General features: G+C 66.7%; 12 protein-coding genes. 8 read left to right on the forward strand and 4 right to left on the reverse strand.

Annotated elements, in window-relative coordinates; genetic code table 11:
• Window positions 1-6 precede the first annotated feature (6 nt).
• Window positions 7-1,854 (reverse strand): chorismate-binding protein, encoded by a 1,848-nt coding sequence (locus ACP92_RS07630; RefSeq protein WP_041310432.1) that lies wholly within the window; start codon window positions 1,852-1,854, stop codon window positions 7-9.
• Between the two features lie 149 nt (window positions 1,855-2,003).
• Here ACP92_RS07630 and ACP92_RS07635 point away from each other — a divergent pair, with 149 nt between their 5' ends.
• From ACP92_RS07635 to ACP92_RS07670, 8 genes are all read left to right on the forward strand, one after another.
• On the forward strand, window positions 2,004-3,407 hold the full coding sequence (locus tag ACP92_RS07635; protein WP_041310434.1) for an MFS transporter: 1,404 nt from the start codon (window positions 2,004-2,006) through the stop codon (window positions 3,405-3,407).
• 21 nt (window positions 3,408-3,428) lie between these two features.
• On the forward strand, window positions 3,429-4,325 hold the full coding sequence (locus ACP92_RS07640; RefSeq protein WP_013233542.1) for a DMT family transporter: 897 nt from the start codon (window positions 3,429-3,431) through the stop codon (window positions 4,323-4,325).
• 38 nt (window positions 4,326-4,363) lie between these two features.
• On the forward strand, window positions 4,364-5,350 hold the full coding sequence (locus ACP92_RS07645; protein WP_013233543.1) for a magnesium and cobalt transport protein CorA: 987 nt from the start codon (window positions 4,364-4,366) through the stop codon (window positions 5,348-5,350).
• 258 nt (window positions 5,351-5,608) lie between these two features.
• Window positions 5,609-7,726, forward strand: a complete 2,118-nt coding sequence (locus ACP92_RS07650; protein WP_013233544.1) for a TonB-dependent siderophore receptor — start codon at window positions 5,609-5,611, stop codon at window positions 7,724-7,726.
• Between the two features lie 2 nt (window positions 7,727-7,728).
• Window positions 7,729-9,357: an ABC transporter substrate-binding protein gene (locus tag ACP92_RS07655; protein ID WP_013233545.1), complete on the forward strand. Its 1,629-nt coding sequence runs from the start codon at window positions 7,729-7,731 to the stop codon at window positions 9,355-9,357.
• On the forward strand, window positions 9,348-10,322 hold the full coding sequence (locus ACP92_RS07660; RefSeq protein ID WP_013233546.1) for an ABC transporter permease: 975 nt from the start codon (window positions 9,348-9,350) through the stop codon (window positions 10,320-10,322). Before ACP92_RS07655 ends, ACP92_RS07660 begins: the two co-directional genes overlap by 10 nt.
• On the forward strand, window positions 10,319-11,155 hold the full coding sequence (locus ACP92_RS07665) for an ABC transporter permease (protein WP_013233547.1): 837 nt from the start codon (window positions 10,319-10,321) through the stop codon (window positions 11,153-11,155). Before ACP92_RS07660 ends, ACP92_RS07665 begins: the two co-directional genes overlap by 4 nt.
• Window positions 11,152-12,633, forward strand: a complete 1,482-nt coding sequence (locus tag ACP92_RS07670; RefSeq protein WP_013233548.1) for an ABC transporter ATP-binding protein — start codon at window positions 11,152-11,154, stop codon at window positions 12,631-12,633. Before ACP92_RS07665 ends, ACP92_RS07670 begins: the two co-directional genes overlap by 4 nt.
• An 11-nt stretch (window positions 12,634-12,644) precedes the next feature.
• On the opposite strand, the gene ACP92_RS07675 is transcribed toward ACP92_RS07670, so the two are convergent.
• The 3 genes from ACP92_RS07675 to ACP92_RS07685 all read right to left on the reverse strand — a co-directional run bounded on the left by ACP92_RS07675 (window position 12,645) and on the right by ACP92_RS07685 (window position 18,804).
• Window positions 12,645-13,001, reverse strand: coding sequence for a hypothetical protein (locus ACP92_RS07675; RefSeq protein WP_013233549.1), 357 nt, complete (start codon window positions 12,999-13,001; stop codon window positions 12,645-12,647).
• A 3-nt stretch (window positions 13,002-13,004) separates the two neighbouring features.
• The gene (locus ACP92_RS07680; RefSeq protein WP_081441934.1) at window positions 13,005-14,630 is read right to left on the reverse strand and encodes a diguanylate cyclase; all 1,626 of its coding nucleotides are present in this window, start codon (window positions 14,628-14,630) and stop codon (window positions 13,005-13,007) included.
• A 133-nt stretch (window positions 14,631-14,763) separates the two neighbouring features.
• The gene (locus ACP92_RS07685; protein WP_041310439.1) at window positions 14,764-18,804 is read right to left on the reverse strand and encodes a translocation/assembly module TamB domain-containing protein; all 4,041 of its coding nucleotides are present in this window, start codon (window positions 18,802-18,804) and stop codon (window positions 14,764-14,766) included.
• Window positions 18,805-18,882: the final 78 nt, after the last annotated feature.

Consider the following 18,882-nt stretch of genomic DNA (forward strand, 5'->3'; position numbering starts at 1 on the left):
AAGCAACTAAGGCTTCACCAGCACAGCCGGCAGCGCTCCCCGCAAGGCATTGCAGACCACGATCTCCTGCGCCGCCAGCAGGTCAGCGCGGGTGATCACGGCTTCCACGGCATCCCAGGCGGGATCGGCCAGCAGCACCCGCCGCATCACGCCCGGCAGCACGCCCGAAGAGAGGGGCGGCGTGCACCAGCGGCCAGCGATCCTGACGAAGACATTGCTGCGTCCGCCTTCGGTCAATTCATCCCGTTCATTGAAGAAGAGCATGTCGAAGCCGCCGCGCTGTTCGGCCGCTTTCCAGGCAGCGTCGTAGCGCGCGCGGCGCGTGCTCTTGTGGCGCAGGAAGAGGTCGTGGCTGTCGGTGGCGGTCTCGGCCAGGAAGATCTTGACCGGCCCCGCCAATGGCGTCAGCGGAGCGTGCTGGATGGTGATGCGGCCCTGCGCATCCAACGCCAGGCGCAGGCGATGTGTGGTATTGGCGGGCAGGCCGGCGCAGGTGGCGGCCAGGTGCTGGCGGATCGCTGCTTCGTCGTAAGGGAAACCCAGCGCAGCGGCCGAGCCTTGCAGGCGTTGCAGGTGCAAATCCAGATGGCGGCAGGCCTGTTGACTGGCGTGCAGGGTTTCAAAGAGGCCGAAGTCTTTTTCCAGACCGGTCAGGAAGGAGGACTTCAACTGGCATTCGGCAAATTCCGCAGCGGCCTGGCTGTCATGGACGATCCCGGCGCCCACCCCCATGACCGCTTTGCGCAGGCCTGCGTGCGGCGCTTGCAGTTCCAGTGTGCGGATCGGCACCGACAGGCAGAAGTCGCCGATGGCCGGGCCGCCTGGGCGGGGCGCGTCGAACCAGCCGATGGCGCCGGTGTAGAGTCCGCGCGGCTCGCTCTCCAGTTCATGGATGATTTCCATGGTGCGGCGCTTGGGGGCGCCGGTGATGGAGCCACAGGGATAGAGCGCGTTGATGGTGTCGGCCAGCGTGGCGTGCTCGCGCAGGCGGGCGCGGATGGTGGAGGTCATCTGCAGCACCTGCCCATAGCGGCGCACGTCGAACAGATGCGGCACCTGCACCGAGCCTGGCACGGCCACGCGGCCCAGGTCATTGCGCAGCAGGTCGACGATCATCAGGTTCTCGGCGCGGTTCTTTTCATCGGCGGCCAGCGCCAGGGCGCGTTGCGCGTTGACCGTTTCTGCACCTTCCTGCTCGGGGGGCAGGGCGCGCGCGGTGCCCTTCATGGGCTTGGCCTTGAGCACGCCCTGCTGGTGCGAGACGAACAGTTCCGGTGAACACGACAGCACCATGCCGCCCAGCTCGTCGCGCACCAGCGCGCCATAGGGCACCGGCTGACGCGCGCGCAGACGGCGATACAGGCCGATGGCGTCACCATGGACATCGCCATGCAGGCGATACGTGTAGTTGACCTGGTAGGTGTCGCCAGCGGCGATGTAGTCGCGGATACGGGCGATGGCCGCGCTGAAGGCGGCTTCGTCCACGCTGCTGCGCAGGTTGGCGATGCCGCCTGACGTGAACATATCGGCACCATCCGCCTGACACGACGCGGCCAGCCAGGTATCGACCTCGGTCGCGGCCAGGCGCTCGCAATGGGCAAACAGCAGCACACGCGCCAATGGTCCTTGCAGCCGATGATGCGGCAAGCCCTGTAGCGCCGCGCCCAGTTCATAGCTCCAGAGCGCCACGGCGTGCAGGCCGGCGCGCAGGGCTGTCTGCATCTCCTCCAGCAGGCCCGCAAAGCCCGCCGCATCGGTGCAGCAGAGCGTGCGCACATGCCTGGTATATAGGCGCGAGCGTGGGTCGGCCGGGCTGGCCTGGTGGTCGTCGAGGAGGGCGAAGCAATCGTTCATGAAGCGTGGGCGGCGATGAGGGCGGCGGCCAGGGCGGCCGCCGGCAGCATGATAGCGTAAAAGGTATACTTGAAGGCTTGCCGGGCGCTCTGCAATGCCGGTCATTTGCGCTGCAGGCTGCCATCGCGGCTTCATCCACCCCTTTGCCCATGCCTATCCCACGCACCTTCATCATTCCCCTGATCGTCGCCTGTGCGCTGTTCATGGAACAGATGGATTCCACCGTCATCTCGACTTCCTTGCCAGCGCTGGCGCTGGACATGAATGTCGATCCCATTTCGCTCAAGCTGGCGCTGACCTCCTACCTGGTCAGCCTGGCCGTGTTCATCCCGATCTCGGGCTGGATGGCGGACCGCTTCGGCTCGCTCACCATCTTCCGCTCGGCCATCTGCGTGTTCATGCTGGGCTCGATACTGTGCGGCGTCTCCTCGACCCTGCCGCAATTCGTGGCGGCCCGCTTCCTGCAGGGCATCGGGGGCGCCATGATGGTGCCGGTCGGGCGGCTGGTGATCCTGCGCAGCGTGGAAAAGGTCAACCTGGTCAAGGCCTTGTCCTACCTGACCATTCCTGCCTTGTTCGGTCCCGTGCTGGGGCCGCCGCTGGGCGGCTTCATCACCACTTATTTCCACTGGCGCTGGATCTTCTTCATCAACATCCCGATCAGCATCCTGGGCCTCTACCTGGCCACGCGCTTCATTCCCGACCTCAAGGCCGAGCAGGTCGCACCGCTGGACCTGAAGGGCTTCCTGCTCTCGGCGCTGGGTTGCTCGCTGCTGATGATGGGCCTGGCCACGGCGGGACGCCATCTGGTCTCGGGTGAGGTGGCGCTGACCTGCGTGCTGGCCGGGCTGGTGTTCCTGGCGGCCTACGTCTGGCATGCGCGCCGCGCCAGCGCGCCGTTGATCGACCTGGCGCTGCTGAAGATTCCCACCCTGCGCGCCGGCGTCTTCGGCGGTTCTTTCTATCGCGTGGGCATCGGCGCCATTCCCTTCCTGCTGCCGCTGATGCTGCAACTGGGCTTTGGCTATACGCCTTTCCATTCGGGCATGCTGACCTGCGCCTCGGCGGCGGGGGCCATGTTCATGAAGACCATCGCCGCGCGTTTCCTGCGCCGCTACGGTTTCCGTCGCGTGCTGCTGGTCAATGGCGCGCTGGGCGTGCTGGGCCTGTGGGCCATTGCCACCTTCACGCCGCAGACGCCTTACCTGCTGATGGTGGTGATCCTGCTCATCGGCGGCTGCTTCCGCTCGCTGCAGTTCACCAGCCTCAACGCCATCTCCTACGCCGATGTCGACAAGCTGCGCCTGAGCCAGGCCACCAGCATGGCCAGCGTGGCCCAGCAACTGTCCATCGGCATGGGCGTGGTGCTGGCCGGGTTTGCCTTGCAGATGTCCAACGAAATCCAGGGCCATGCCACGCTGGTGGCGCAGGATTTCTGGCCGGCCTTCCTGGTGGTGGGGGCGGTGGCGGCTTGCGCGCTGCTGATGCTGCGCCAACTGCCGCATGACGCCGGGGCCGAGATGGCCGGGCGCGACGACAACCGTCCGGCCTGATCGACAACGTTGAGGATAGCGATGCACTACAAACACCTCTGGTTTCCCCTCGGCGCAGTGTTGATCTGGGCCGGCAATACTGTCATCAGCAAGATGTCGGCCAGCGTCATTGCACCGGAAGACATCTCCTTCTATCGCTGGGTGCTGGCGGCGCTGCTGATGTCGCCCTTCCTGGCGCGCCAGACCTGGGCGGCGCGTGCCCAGATCCGGCCGCACCTGGGCAAGATCGTGGTGCTCGCGCTGCTGGGCATGGTGCTGTTCCAGAGCCTGGCCTACTTCGCCGCCGCCACGGCCTCGGCCACCAGCATGGGCATCATCGCTTCGCTCATGCCGCTGCTGACCCTCGTGCTGAGCATCAAGCTGCTGTCCGAACCGCCCACCGTGGGCACCCTGGGCGGCGGCATCCTGTCGCTGCTGGGACTGGCGGTGCTGATCGGGCGCGGCCATCCGCTGGCGCTGTTCGAACAGGGCGTGGTCACGGGCGACCTGCTCATGCTGCTGGCCACCATCGCCTATGGCCTGTATGGCGTGATGCTGCGCCGCTGGGCCCTGCCGCTGCGGACCTGGCAACTGCTGTACATGCAGGTGCTCATGGCGGTGGTGCTGCTGTTTCCCGGTTTCGTGCTGGGCCATCACTCGCCGGTCACGCGCGAGAACCTGCCCATCCTGCTCTATGCCGGTATTGCCGCTTCCATCATTTCGCAGTTCCTGTGGATGCGCGGCGTGGCGTATCTGGGGGCGAGCCGTTGCGCCATCTTCGTGAACCTGATGCCGGTATTTACTGTCATCATTGCCGTGCTGGCGCTGGGTGAGCAATTGCATGGCTATCATGCCGTGGGCGGCGTCATCACGCTGGGCGGCGTCATCATGGCACAGGTGTTCCGGCAGCGGCTGCGCTGGCGGCGACTGCCGGGCTGATCTGGCCAGAACAACAAACAGGAAGACAGGAAAGAGACATGATCGATCCCGAGATGATCGTCAATTGCACGGTCTACAAGAAGGGCAGGAAGCTGCGCGAGATCAGCCTCGACGAGATCAGCGACGTGCTGGAAGAGGAGGGTACCTTCGTCTGGCTGGGCCTCTTGGAGCCCAACGTCGAGCTGATGAACAAGATCAAGGAAGAATTCTGCCTGCACGAGCTGGCCGTGGAAGACGCCTACGCCGCCCACCAGCGCCCCAAGATCGAGGAGTATGGCGACACCCTCTTCGTGGTCCTGCACACGGCCCAGCTGACCGGCGGCGAAGTGCAGTTCGGCGAGACCCACATCCTCACCGGCCCGCGCTTCGTGGTCACGGTGCGCCATGGCGCCTCGCGCAGCTATGCCAAGGTGCGCGAACACTGCGAGATGCTGCCCGAGCGCCTGGTGCGCGGCCCCAGCTTCGTGCTCTATTCCATCATGGACTTCGTGGTGGACAACTACCGTCCCATCATGGACGACCTCGAAGCCAAGTTCAGCCAGTACGAAGAACAGCTCTTCAATCCCGGCACCATCAGCGGCAAGGCCTACCTGCAGGAGCTGTACCAGTTGAAGCGCCAACTGATCCGCCTGCGCTCGGCGGCCTCGCCGCTGCTGGACGTCTGCACGCAATTGCTGCGCTTCCACGAGGGCCTCATCACCAAGGACGGCAAGGCCTACTTCCGCGACATCTACGACCACGTGGTGCGCTTCATCGATACCGGCGACCGCCTGCGGGAAATGGTGGAATCGGCCGTGCAGATCAACCTGGCCCAGGTCACCATCCACCAGAACGAGATCGTGCAGACCCTGGCCGGCTGGGGTGCGATCCTGGCCATCCCGACCATGATCTTCAGTCTCTACGGGATGAACTTCGCCCATATGCCGGGCCTGTCGTGGGAATGGAGCTTCCCGCTGGTGTTGGGCGGCATCGTCAGCGCCTGCACGCTGCTGTGGCGGCGGCTGCGCAAGGCCGGCTGGCTCTGAGGCCGGTCGGCGCAACAGGGTGCGGCAAATTGCCGCACCCTGTGCCGGGCGTCCGCCCCACCGCTCGCTGACCCGCATGGCGCCTGGTCTGGCGCCTTTCCTCATGCCGCGCAGTCCGTTCTAAATGCGAGTCATTCCACTTGTAAAATGCAACTTTGTTGCATAAAATGCCGGGCCTGGCCGGTCACGCCGACCGCCATGTCTTGCGGCACAGGTCCGTCCCACTGCCGCAGCACGCCATAACGACAAGGGAAGAAGATGAAGATGACCGCATTGCGCGCGGCCGTGCTGGGCGCGTTGGCGCTGGGCCAGACGCCGTCCGTGAGCTGGGCTGCCGATGCCGCCGGCAAGCAGGAGGGAGACCTGGGCGAGATCGTGGTGACCGGGCAGGGCGAGCGCCAGCAGTATCGCCAGAGCAGCACCAGCAGCGCCACCCGCACCGAGACACCCCTGCAGGAATTGCCGCAGTCGGTGCAGGTGGTCTCGCGCCAGTTGATCGATGATCTTGCCGCGACCCGGCTCGATGATGTGCTGCTCTACGTGAGCGGCGTGGCCAGGCAGAACAACTTCGGCGGGCTCTGGGACAACTATTCCATCCGTGGTTTTTCCGGCAGTGAAAACGGCGGCATGAACATCCTCTGGAACGGCTTCGCCTCCAATCGCGGCTATGCACCGCCGCGTGATATGGCCAATGTGGAGAGCGTGGACTTCCTCAAGGGGCCAGCTGCGGCCCTGTATGGCAACAGCGAGCCGGGCGGGACCATCAACGTCGTGACCAAGAAGCCGCAATTCAAGTCCGCCAATGCGCTGGACCTGTCCATCGGCAGCAACGACGCCTATCGCAGCGCGGTCGATTCCACCGGGGCGCTCAGCAGCACCGTGGCCTACCGCCTCAATGCCGCCATGGAGCACAAGGGCAGCATGCGCGACCAGGTCCGCAGCGAGCGCGAATTCTTCGCGCCGGCCTTCACCTGGCTGCTGACCGAGAACACGATACTGAACTACGAAGGCGAGTTCCTGCGTCAGAAGGCGCCGCTGGATCGCGGCATTGTCGCAGTCAATGGCAATGCCGGCGTGCTGCCGGTGTCGCGCTTCCTGGGCGAGCCCAATGACGGCGACATCAAGATGCAGAACCAGAATCACCTGTTGACGCTGGAGCAGCGCCTCAACGAGAACTGGCATCTGCGCACCGGTATCTTCCACAAGGAAGGCAGCCTGGATGGCTATTCCACCGAGGCCTTTGCGCTGCAAGCCGACAATGCCACGCTGCGGCGCCAGCGCCGCTATCGCGACTACAGCTGGCACGATACCTCGCTGCAGGCCGAGATCGGCGGCAAGTTCGCCACCGCTGGCGTCGGCCATGAAGTACTGGTGGGAACCGAGGTGGACTGGCTCACGCTGGATCAGCGCATGCTGCGCATCAATCCCAGCAACGTCGCCCCCTACGCGGTCAATATCTACAACCCCGTCTATGGCCAGGCCCAGCCGACGCCCACGGCCAATACCGATACCAGCGAGCGCCAGATCAGCACCGGCCTCTACCTGCAAGACCAGCTCAGTCTGTCCGAGCGCTGGAGGCTGCTGGCCGGCGTGCGCGCCGATGCTTTCCGTTCCACGCTCAACAACCTGCGCAATGGCGCCGTCACCCGCCAGGACAAGCACGCCTACTCGCCACGCCTGGGCCTGACCTACCTGCTTACTCCATCCTGGTCGGTCTACGTCAGCGCCAGCAAGTCCTTCCGTCCCAACAGCGGCAGCGACGTCAGCGGCAATGCCTTCAGCCCCGAGACCTCGCGGGCCGCAGAAGCCGGCCTGAAATTCCAGAGCGAGGACAAGCGCAGCGGCGCGACCCTGGCGGTCTTCGATATCACCAAGCAGAACGTGCTGACGACCGATCCGGCCAATCCCAACTTTTCGATTGCCGCTGGCGAGGTCCGCAGCAAGGGCGTGGAGCTCGATGCCAACGCCAGGCTGGGCCACCACTGGCGCGTGACCGGCAACCTGGCCTATACCGACGCCTACGTCAGCCGGGACAACACCTTGCCAGTGGGTTCGCGGCTGGTGAATATCCCGCGCAGCTCCGCCAGCCTGCTGGCCGTGTTCGAGGATGCCGATGCGCACGGTGCGCCCTATGGCGTGGGCGGTGGCCTGAACTATGTGGGCCGGCGCACGGGCGATCAGGCCGGCAGCTTCATGCTGCCCAGTTACGTCACGGCCCGGGCATTGGCCTATTGGCAGTTCACGCCGAAGATGAAGCTCTCGCTGGACGTCAATAATCTCTTCAACAAGCGTTACTACAGCAGTTCCTACAACAGCCTGTGGATCATGCCTGGCGACGAGCGCAATGCGACGCTGGCGCTCAATATCAAGTTCTGAGGATGGTCTTGGCTAGTCAACCACCTTCGCGCAAACGGCGCGATCTGTTGCTCTTCACGCCGCTGGCGGCCACGCTGTCCGCCAGCCCCTGGCACGCGGCGCTGGCCCATGGGGATGAGGCCGGTCATGCGCACGGCGACATCGCACACGCCGGCAAGGACATGCTGACCGTGGTGGGGCCGTGGGAGCTGACCGGACTCGATCCCACCCGCTCGGGCTACATGTTCGCCCGCATGGAGGTGCTGGAAACCTTGCTGGAAGTGGACGATGCCGGCCAGCTCCAGCCCTCCGTGGCCAGCGCCTGGAGCGTCAGCGCCGACGGTCTGCAATGGCGTTTCGTCTTGCGCAGCGGGCTGCGCTACCACGACGGCTCGGCGCTCACGCCGGCCAGCATCCTGGCCTGCCTGCAACGGGCGCAGGCGCGTCCGGGCGTGCTGCGCCTGGCCGATATCGCCGCCCTCCGTGTGGAGGGGCAGACCCTGGTGGTCGTGCTGCGCCGTCCCTTCGGTCCGCTGCCTTATCTGCTGACCCATTACACCACCCAGATCCTGGCGCCGGCCAGCTTCGATGCGCAGGGCAATGTGGTGGCCATCATCGGCAGCGGCCCCTTCCGTATCCGTTCCATCGCCTTGCCGCAGCAGTTCGAGGTCGAACGGGTTGCGGGCAGCGTTTCTGGCAGCGGGGCGGGCAGCGATGTGGGCAAGGTGGTCCAGCGTGCCCGCTACATCAGCGTCTCGCGTGCGGAGACGCGTACGTTGCTGGTCCAGAGCGGCCAGGCCGACCTGGCCTTCTCGCTGGACCCGCCCAGCATCCGCGCCCTGCAGGATAGCCCGCGCGCCAGCCTGCTCTCGGCCATGCTGCCGCGTACCACCCTCCTCAAGCTCAATGCCGGCCATCCGCTGCTGGCCGATGTGCGGGTGCGCCGCGCCATCTCCCTGTGCATCGAGCGCGAGGGCATCGCCCGCGCCTTGCTGCGCGATCCCGACCTGGGCGCTACGCAACTCTTTCCGCCGTCGCTGGCGCGCTGGCACGACGCCGCACTGGCGCCCTTGCGCACCAACCTGCAGCAGGCGCGCAGCCTGCTGGACCAGGCCGGCTGGCGGCCTGGCAGTGATGGCGTGCGGCGTCGCGATGGCCAGCGCATGGCGCTGAACCTGACCACCTTCGTGGATCGCCCTGAGCTGCCGCTCATCGCCACGGCCTTGCAGGAAGAGATGCGCCAGATCGGCATGGCGGTGCGGGTGGTGATCGGCAACTCCAGCGACATCCCCGCCGGCCATCGCAGCGGCCAGTTGCAGATGGCGCTGGCCGCGCGCAACTACGGCAATCTGCCCGATCCGGTGGCCAGCCTCTTGCAGGACTTTGGCCCGCAAGGCGGCGACTGGGGCGCGATGGGCTGGGACAACCAGGAAGTGCCGGCCCTGCTGGCGCGCCTTGCCGCAACGCCCGCTGACGCCGCCGCCAAGGGCAACGCCGAGCGCGCACGCATCGTGGCGCTGCTGCAAGAGCAGTTGCCGGTGATCCCGGTGGTCTGGTATCGCCAGACCTGCGCCGTGAGCCGGCGCGTACGCGGCGCCAGCATCGATCCCTTTGAACGCAGTTACCGGATTTCTTCATTGCAATGGACCTGAACCGTTTTCTTTCCGCCCGCAGCGGCCAGCGGCTGGCGGCGGCCCTGGTGCCGCGACTGTTGCAGGCCGTCCTGGTGGCCCTGCTGGTGGGTACGCTGTGCTTCTTCATGACGCGCATGCTGCCTGGCGACATGGCCTATCGCATCGCTGCGGGCCGCTACGGCTATGACATGGTCACCACCGAGGCCGCCTTGGCCGTGCGCGATGAACTGGGGCTGGACCGGCCCTGGTTCATGGCCTTGTCGGAGTGGTGGAGCCGCCTGCTGCACCTGGACCTGGGCGTCTCCCAGGTCAGCTCCCAGCCGGTGCTGGCGGAGATCGCCCATCAGCTCGGTCCGACACTGCGCCTGTCGCTGCTGGCGATGGCCTTGTCGCTGCTGGTCGGACCGACCCTGGGCGTGCTGGCGGGACTGCATCCCGGCCGCTGGCTGGACCGCGCCACGCTGGCGCTGTCGGTGGGCTTGCGGGCCTTGCCGTCCTTCCTGCTGGGGCTGATCCTGGTCTTGCTGTTCTCGGTGCAGCTGGGCGCCTTGCCCGCCGCCGGCCATGGCGACCATGGCGGCATCCTGCTGCCGGCGCTGACGCTGGCGTTGGGCTTGGCCGCCGTGTCTTGCCGGGTAGCGCGCGATGCCATGGTGCAGGTACGGCAGTCGGCGTACTTTGCCTTCGCCCTGACCAAGGGCCTCTCGCCAGCCCAGGCGCTGGCGCGCCACGGCCTGCGCAATGTCGCTGCCCCCGTCACTGCCTACCTGGGCGTGCAACTGGTCATGCTGGTCGAAGGCGTGGTGCTGGTGGAGACCATCTTCGCCTGGCCCGGCATCGGCCATGCGCTGGTGCATGCGATCTTTGGCCGCGATGTGCCGATGATCCAGGGCACGGCCCTGGTGCTGGGCCTGATGTTCGTTCTGTTCAACGCGCTGGTCGATGCGGCCTGCGCCTTTCTTGATCCGCGAGGCCGCGCATGAGTACCTTGTCGTCTTCCCTGCCGCTGCTGGAGCAGGCTGGCCCACGGCGCTGGAGCGCGGGGCAGTGGAGCGGGCTGGTCTTGCTGCTGCTGGTGGCCGGCTTTGCCTTGCTGGGGCCGCTTGTCATCGATACCGATCCGGCCCGCCAGCAACTGGCGCGCTACCTGGAAACGCCCAGCCTGGCCGAGCCGCTGGGCTTCGATCAGCTGGGGCGCAGCATGCTGGCGCGGCTGGCGCATGGGGCGCGGCTGTCCTTGTCGCTGGCGCTGCTGAGCGTGCTCTCGGCGGCCATCCCGGGCAGCCTCATCGGCCTGCTGGCGGCCTGGTGCGGCGGCTGGACCGAGCGCGTGCTGGCGGCGCTGGCCGATGCCGTGCTGGCCTTGCCGGGGCTGTTGCTGGTGCTGCTGCTGGCCGCCTTTGCACCGGGGGGATTCTGGCCCTTGTACGTGGGCATCTCGCTGGCGCTGTGGGTGGAGTATTTCCGCGTGGTCCGGGCGGCCAGCCGCATCCTGCTGGCCAGTCCGCAGGTGGAAGCGTCGCGCCTGCTGGGCTTCGGCGCGCTCTATATCGTCCGCTGCCATCTCTTGCCGGCCTTGCTGCCGCGCCTGTTGACGCTGGTGCGCTTCGGCCTGGCCGGTGCGGTGCTGGCGATGTCGGCGCTGGGCTTCGTCGGCGTCGGCCTGCAGCCGCCCACGCCGGAACTGGGCGTGATGATGATCGAACTGTTGCCGTATTACCGCGAGGCCCCGTGGCTGGTGGCCTCGCCGGTGCTGGTGCTATTCCTTGGCTTGCTGGGTCTGCTGCTGCTGTCGTCGCAAGGGGAGGCCGCATGAACGCTTCCCTGCCACTGGACGCCCTGCGCGTCGAGGACCTCACCGTCTGGCATGGCCAGCAACCACTGGTGGGCGGCGTCAGCTTTGCCGTCCCTGTCGGCGGCGTGCTGAGCTTGCTGGGCGAGAGCGGTTCGGGCAAGTCGCTGCTGGCCCAGGCCATCATGGGTAATCTGCCGGCCAGCCTGCGCGCCACCGGTTCCATTTCCCTGGCGGGTCAGTACAGTGACGCCGCCGATGGCCGCAGCCGCCAGAGCGGCTGGGGACGACGCATTGCCTTGCTGCCGCAGGAGCCCTGGCTGGCGCTGGACCCGACCATGACCGTGGCGCGCCAGGTCGCCGAGACCTATGAGCTGGTGAGCCAGAGCGCGCCTGACCAGCAGAACGAGAGCCTGCGCCGTGCGCGCAGCCAGGCCGCTGCCTCGGCCCGACGCGCCCTGGCCAGCCTGGGCCTGGAAGCCGCCGCCGACAAGTATCCCTTCATGATCTCGGGCGGCATGGCCCAGCGCGTCGCCTTCCTGGCCACCCATGCGGCCGGGGCGCCGCTGATGATCATCGACGAACCTACAAAGGGACTGGACGTGGATCGCCGCGGCGAAGTGCTGGCCCTGTTGCAGGCCGCACAGGCTGAGGGCGTGAGCCTGTTGTGCATCACCCATGATGTCTGGCTGGCGCGCGCCCTGGGTGGGCAACTGGCGGTGCTGCAAGACGGCGCGATGGTCGAGCAGGGCAGTGCAGAGGCGCTGCTGGCGCAGCCGCGACATGCCTACACGCGCCGCCTGCTGGGCGCCGATCCGGCATGCTGGCCGCTGCCCGAGGTACGTACACCCCGCGCGGATGCCGCTGTCATCGCCGAGTTGCGCGAGATCAGCAAGTCCTTCGGCGAGCAGGCCTTGTTCGCGGGCGTCAGCGCCCGTCTCCATGCCGGTGAGGTGGTGGCCGTCAGCGGTCCCAGCGGTTCGGGCAAGACCAGTCTGGGCAACATCCTGCTGGGCCTGCTGCAACCGGATAGCGGCCAGGTCCTCCGGGCGCCGGGCTTGCCGCGCACGGCCTTCCAGAAGATCTACCAGGACCCGGCCGCCGCGTTCGCGCCGAGCATTCCGCTGCGGCGCTCCCTGCAGGATCTGGTGCGCCTGCATGGTCTGCCGTGGCAGGAACTGGAAGCCTTGCTGGAGCGCATGCGCATCGCCCCGGCGCTGCTGGATCGCCTGCCGCGCCAGGTCTCGGGCGGCGAGCTGCAACGCATTGCGCTGGCGCGGGTGCTGTTGATGAAGCCGGCGCTGATCTTTGCCGACGAACCGACCTCGCGACTGGATCCGCTGACCCAGCAGGAAGTGATGGCGTTACTGGTGGAGCAGGCCAGGGCGGTGGGCAGCGCGGTACTGCTGGTGACGCACGATGCCGACATCGTGCGCTGCGTGGCCGACCGTCGCCTGACGCTGTCGCCGGCGGGCCAGTCCCAGTCCCAACCCGCCCACTGAATGCGCGGGTCTCAGGCGTCGGGGGCGGGCAGGGGCAGGTCGGCGTCTTGAGCCTCTTCACCCTGCATGAGCAGGGTGGCCCAGCGTCCCTGGGTCGAATCGAGCCCGTCGGGCAGGATCATGTAGGACAGGCTCTGCAGCCCGCAATACTGCTCCAGGTAGGCGCGCGCATGGTTCATGCGGTTGCGCAGCTGGGTGATGGTGTCATGGCCGCCAGGCTGCACCGGCAGGAATTCGTAGACCACTTCCGGATGGAGGAATTCGGTCAGGTGCAGGATCACCTGTTCCAGGTCCGGCGCGTCGGCGGTGAATTCATGGTGGGCCGGCACGTCTTCGTTGCGAAGCTGATATCGGATAAGGCAACGCATGGCTCACCTGACGGTCAAGTAATCGGACGGCGCTCCCGATGCGGCCTGGAGCGAGCTCTTTGCGGCATCCTCTGTGGCTTTCTGCGCTGGCGCTGCCGCGCTGGCAAAGGGACGTTGCACGGCGCGGTCGCGCCCTTCTTCCTTGGCGCGATACAGGGCGCCGTCGGCGCTGTCGATCAGTTCGCGCGGTTCGATCAGCAAGGACTTGCCGCTGGCCAGGCTGGCCACGCCCACGCTGATGGTCACCACGCCCATGGGGCTGCGTTCATGGGCGATCTCCAGCCCGCGCACGGCCTGCACCACCCGGTGGGCCAAGCCCTGGGCGCTGCCGGGATGGCAGTTGGGCAGGATCACGGCGAATTCCTCGCCGCCATAGCGCGCCACGATATCGCCCTGGCGGCGCGCCACCGTGCTGATGGCGGCGGCCACCTGGCGCAGGCAGACGTCGCCGGCAGCGTGGCCGTAGGTGTCATTGAACTGCTTGAAATGGTCCACGTCGATCATCATCAGGCTCAGCGATTCGCCGGTACGGTTCAGGCGCGCCAGCTCGGCGGCCAGGGCGGCGTCGAAGTAGCGGCGATTGAAGACGTCGGTCAGCCCGTCCTTCTGCGATTGCGCTTCCAGCGTGCGGTACAGGCTTTCCAGTTCCTGGCGTGCGGCAATGGCCTGCGCTTCGGCACGTTCGCGTCCCGCCACCAGCACTACCAGCCGCTTGCCGCCAAAGCAGATCACCGCCAGCAGCAGCACCACGCCAATGCCGCGCACCCAGACGTGGCGGCTCCAGTCTTCCAGGATGTCATCCTTGGCCAGCGCGACGACGGTGAAGATGGGATAGGCCTCGCCTTGCTGGAAGCAACTGATGCGCTCCACGCCATCGCGCTCGGAACGCATCGCGAAGGAGCCCCGCCGGGCCTGTTCCATATGCTTGCGCAGGGCCTCCGACATGGCCGGGCTGCGGTCGGTCATGTCCGCCAGCAGTGGACGACGCAGGATCAGCGAGCCCCCGGTCAGACCGAACAGGATGACGCCATGAGGGCCGATGTTGAATTGTTCGTAGTAGCGCTGAAAATACGCCAGGTCGATCTCTGCCACGATGACCCCGGCAAAGCTGCCATCGACGTGATTGATGCGGCGGCTGACGGTGAGGGTGCGCTGACCGGTGACGTGGCTGCGCATGGGCTGGCCGATGAAGGGGCGGTCGCTGCGGCGGTGCTGGTGGTACTGGAAATAGTCATCCTGCACCGGCGAGCCCGTTTGCACCATGCGTTGCTGCGAGCTGGCCACGGTGCGGCCCTGTTCGTCCACCACGGTCAGTTGCGCCAGTTGCGGCAGGCTGGCCACGCTGCGGATCATGAAGTCGTGGGTGCGGATGCGGGCGCTGGCGCTGCGGTCTTCGTGGTCCAGGTGTTCCTGCACGGTTTCCAGGACGATGTCGGCTTCCTTGATGGACTGCTCGGCATGCTGGATCAGCGCCAGCGCCACGTTGGAGGCATCGGTGGTCGATTCGGACAGGGCCACTTCGCGGGCGCGCCAGGCCGTCCAGGCTTCCAGCAGCAGGATCACAACGCAGACGACGACCACGAACAGCAGTGCTGTGCGCGATGTATGTGTCTTGCCGTGTTGTGCCATGTTGATGTCCCCGAAAGCGCACTTGACCCCAGTGCGCATTCTTCCCAATCGGCATCCGGCTGTCTATCAGGGAAAGCCTGAAACGTGCCGCTATTGCCCTGTTGCAAGCCCTCGGGGCGGGCTGTGGACGGGCTCAGTCGTAACGGCGGTTGAACAGGATGTTGAGGCCATTGATGGTACCCGCGCGGGCCACTACCGACCAGCGCCGCGAAATCTGCCAGGTGGCCTTGGCCACGCTGGCCGCGCCTTGCAGGCTCTGTTCGTAGCCCAGCGTGATTTTTTCGGTGATGGCCTTGCCCAGGTTGACGACCTGGTCATTGGTCAGGCCCGATTCGCTGGAGCCGATGCTGAACTGGTCCAGCCCGATATCCTTGGCGATGCGTTTGCCGCCCATGTTGCCCACCAACGCCAGCGCCTGGCTGCTGGCCGTGCGCTGGCCAATGCTGGAGTTGTCGGTGCCATGGCCGAACATCATCCAGGACAGTTTCTCGTCATCCGGCACATTGGGTTCGGACACCAGCTGCACGCGCGGCTGGTTGGCGTTGCCGGTGACCGAGACGCCGGCCTCGACGTCCTGGTTGCGGCGCATGGCCAGGATGTTGATGTTGGGATTGGCGATGGGCCCCTGGAAGTTGATGATGCCGCGCTCGATGTTGAGCTTGGTGCCAAAGGCTTCGTAGCTGCCTTCGGCCACATTGATGGTGCCGCTGGCGCGCATGGGGGAGAGCGGTTCGCTGCGCACGGCCATCTCGCCGCGCAGGCGCAGGTCCGCGCCGCTGCCGCGGAAGCGGAAGTCATTGCCCAGGTCCACGGCGATATTGATGAAGGGCGCGAACTTGCTGGCCGGCTTTTCGGTGGCGGCTTCCAGCCGCTGCTTCGAAGACGCCTGGCCACCCACCTGGTTCTTGCCGCTGCGGCTGATGATGACCACGTCATCCCCCAGCTTGGGCGCGCTGCTCTTGGGCAGGTCGAACAGGGCGTGGTCTACCGTGAACTTGCCATCCACATGCAACTGTTCGTTGACGTTGCTGATCTTGCCCTGGCCCGAGAGCATCAGGCGGCGGTCGGGACTGGCGAACAGTTCCAGCTGCTCGGCCGTGAGGGTGGCGTTGAGGTCAGGGTTGTCGGCGCCCAGCTGGATCTTGCCGCCGGCGCGCAGGGTCCCCCGGCCGCCATGGAATTCGATCTGGCGCAGGTCGATGACATTGCTGTCCATCACGATGCGCACGATGCCATCCTTCAACTGGATGCCCTGGTCGAACTGCGTCACGGCCAGGTCGTCGCCATTGACCGCGCCCGAGAGCTTGGGCTGGGCCAGCGTGCCGGCCACGTTCAGGTCGGCGCTGAGCTTGCCGTTCAGGCTCACCTGCGGACCGATCAGGTCACCGATGCGCTTGAGTTCAGGCAGCTCCAGGCGCGCGTTCAACGCCAGTGGCGATCCATCGGCCAGGGTCAGCAGCTGGTCGACCCGTTGCAGACCGATCTGTCCGCCCAGCGCCAGGGTGCCGATGCGGCTGGCGTCCACGCGTCCGCTCAGGCGCATCTGCTCGCCCTGGAAATCGCTGCGCAGCTTCAGTTCGGACAGCCCCAGCGTGGCCTCGCCATTGCTGGTGACGAGCCGCAGGTCGCCGGACTGGCGGGCGATCTGGACATAGCCGCGGGCGCTTTCGGCCAGCGAGAAATCCCAGTCGCTGTCGAGCACCAGATCGGTCTTCATCGGCGGCGCGGCGGCGCCCAGTTGTTGCGCCAGTTCCAGCAGCCGGCCGACGTCGAGGGCGCGCACCTCCCCGGCCGAGGCGATACGGCCTTGTCGCCACGACAGATGCCTGAGGTCGAGCGCGGTGCGGTCGATCTCGATGCGGGTGCTGCCGGCCTCTACGGCCTCGGGCGAGGCCTGCAGCGCCAGCGGGTGCAGCATGGCGATGCGCGGGAAGCCGTCGTTGCTGAGCTGGTCGATGCTGCCGTTCCAGCCATACTGGCCGCGGGTCTTTTCGGTGACCTGGCCATGCGCCGCCAAGGTCAGCGCCAGCGGACGGTTGAGCAGCTTGCCGTTGGCTTTCAGGCTCAGGCTGTGCTTGGCGTAGGTGCCATCGAGCTTCACCGCCAATTGCGCCAGCTCGGCCTGCGGCCCGCTGTAGCCATCGCCTTCCAGCGTCAGCGCCAGGCGGTTCTCGGGCGAGGCCACGCCGGCGGCGAGATTGCTGTGGATTTCCGCCTGTCCGGCCAGGTGCTGCAGCTTGTGCGGACCGAAGCCCAGTTGTTCGGCCTGATAGCTGGCCTGCAGGCTGGGGCGCTGGCGCGTGCCGCCAAGCTGGCCGTCCAGGCGCAACAGGCCCGACAGGCCATAGCCCAGGCGCGCCAGCTGGGGCGCATCGATCTTGAGCTTGAGCTTGTCATTGGCCGCGCCAAAGCTGCCGTTCAGATCCAGCGTATTGCCGGCCACCTGCAGATGGGCCTGGCTGGGCAGCAGGCGCATGCCGGCCAGGTCGATGTCGCCGCGTCCGGCCATGGGCAGGTCGCCATAGCTGCTGTCGTGGATGGTAAAGCCCAGCTTGAGCCGCAGTTCCGGCGAGAGCAGGCCGGCGGCGTTGAAGTCCAGGTTGATGCGAGCCGGTATCGCTGCCACGGTCTTGCCACCGCGTCGCGCGCTTGCTGCTGTCGGCGCGGTGACGGTCTGCAGCACGGCGGTCGGATCGAAGTCCACCAGACGGCCTTTGAAGGCATAGTCCATCGCGCCCACGGTCTTCATGCTGCCGGCGGCTTCCAGGCGCGACTTGCCGGCGGTCAGGCTGGCCTCGCGCAACTCCACTGTGTCAGCACGCAGGGTGCTGTCCAGATGCAGCCGCAGGGCGCTGTCTTGCAGCGTCAGCAGGAGCTGCCGGGCATCCGGGCCGAGTGTGGCCTCCACTGGGCCGGACAGGCGCGTGGGGCGAACCTGGTGATGGATCTGGCTGAGATCGAGCTCGCTGACGCGCAGCGCCAGGCGTCCGGCCATCGGCGTGGGCTGGGCGGGGTCCTGGCTGCCGGGCTGGAATTGGCCTGCGCCTTCGATACGGCCATTGCGGGGCAGCCGGATCTCCAGGCGCGTCAGGGCTTGCTGTTGCAGGTCCAGCTGCAGGTCGGCGCTGGCCGAGAGCAGCGGCAGCAGTTGCTGGTCCAGGCTGCCGGGACGGGCGTTGTTGATTTCTATCCGCCCGGCCACTTTCAGCGGCGCGTCGGCCGCCTGTCCGGCTGACGGGGCAAGGTCGGCGCGCACGCTGAGGTCGGCGGCGGGGGCGGTGGCGTGGAAGGCTTGTGGATTGAGATGCTGCAGGTCCACCCGGGCGCGTTTGAGCGGCACCGCGGCAAAGGGGGTGGCGATGATATCGGCGTCGCCCTTGAGCTTGTCGCCGCTGGCCTTGAGGGCCACGCCCAGTTCCTGCAGGGAGCCTGAAAGCTGCGCTGCCAGCTGGTATTGTTCCTTGAACTCGCCATGCTGGTAGACCCCGCCCAGCTCCAGTCCACCGCCGATGTCAAAGGGCGCCTTGCCGTTCAGGTGCACCAGCGCCGTGGCCTGGCCATAGGGTGTGACCAGGCTGTCGAGCACCAGCGTGTGCTGCACACCGTCGGAGCTGCCATGCAGGCGCAGCTTGCTGAGCTCAGTGGTGGACGTACCTTGGGTGAGGCTGAACTTGTCCAGGCTGATCTCGCCGATCTCCAGGGCCAGCGGCAGCGACAGCGAGGCCGGCAGGCTGCTGGGTTCGCTGGGCGAGGGTTGCTGGTTCAATTGCACTGTGCCGGCGCGCAGGTAGGCAAGGCTGAAACGGCGTTTGAGCAGCGACAGGCGCCAGCTGGCATCGAGCCGGTCGATATCGAGGATGCGTTGGCCATCCTGGTAATGCACGGCGCGCAGGTGCAGGCCGTCGGCCACGGTGCCGCCCAGCAACTGGCCGGAGAGCTTGCCTCCCAGCGTCTTGACGGCAGTATTCCAGAGCAGCCGGGCGCCGCTTTCGGTCTGGGTCGCGTAGAGCGCAGCGCCGGCCAGCGCCAGCACCATCACGGCCACGCTTGCGCCGCTCCAGGCGGCGATGCGGCCCGCGCGCCCGCGGCGGCGCGTATCGGGTCTGCCCGCTGGGCCCGAAGGGGGCGTGGAGGACGGCTGGGGCTGGGGTGGGGCTGCTGGCTGGTCGCTCATGCGTGTTGGTCGCTGTCTATCGTTTGTACCGTCGGTTTGTATCGTCGATATCTTTTATATCGTTATATCGCTATATCG

This window comes from Herbaspirillum seropedicae (assembly GCF_001040945.1).
GTDB classification, from domain to species: Bacteria; Pseudomonadota; Gammaproteobacteria; order Burkholderiales; family Burkholderiaceae_D; genus Herbaspirillum; species Herbaspirillum seropedicae.

Coding starts and splice junctions, on each gene's coding strand:
- ACP92_RS07630 (WP_041310432.1), bottom strand. CDS start 1,854: ATGAACGATTGCTTCGCCCTCCTCGACGACCACCAGGCCAGCCCGGCC.
- ACP92_RS07635 (WP_041310434.1), top strand. CDS start 2,004: ATGCCTATCCCACGCACCTTCATCATTCCCCTGATCGTCGCCTGTGCG.
- ACP92_RS07640 (WP_013233542.1), top strand. CDS start 3,429: ATGCACTACAAACACCTCTGGTTTCCCCTCGGCGCAGTGTTGATCTGG.
- ACP92_RS07645 (WP_013233543.1), top strand. CDS start 4,364: ATGATCGATCCCGAGATGATCGTCAATTGCACGGTCTACAAGAAGGGC.
- ACP92_RS07650 (WP_013233544.1), top strand. CDS start 5,609: ATGAAGATGACCGCATTGCGCGCGGCCGTGCTGGGCGCGTTGGCGCTG.
- ACP92_RS07655 (WP_013233545.1), top strand. CDS start 7,729: ATGGTCTTGGCTAGTCAACCACCTTCGCGCAAACGGCGCGATCTGTTG.
- ACP92_RS07660 (WP_013233546.1), top strand. CDS start 9,348: ATGGACCTGAACCGTTTTCTTTCCGCCCGCAGCGGCCAGCGGCTGGCG.
- ACP92_RS07665 (WP_013233547.1), top strand. CDS start 10,319: ATGAGTACCTTGTCGTCTTCCCTGCCGCTGCTGGAGCAGGCTGGCCCA.
- ACP92_RS07670 (WP_013233548.1), top strand. CDS start 11,152: ATGAACGCTTCCCTGCCACTGGACGCCCTGCGCGTCGAGGACCTCACC.
- ACP92_RS07675 (WP_013233549.1), bottom strand. CDS start 13,001: ATGCGTTGCCTTATCCGATATCAGCTTCGCAACGAAGACGTGCCGGCC.
- ACP92_RS07680 (WP_081441934.1), bottom strand. CDS start 14,630: ATGGCACAACACGGCAAGACACATACATCGCGCACAGCACTGCTGTTC.
- ACP92_RS07685 (WP_041310439.1), bottom strand. CDS start 18,804: ATGAGCGACCAGCCAGCAGCCCCACCCCAGCCCCAGCCGTCCTCCACG.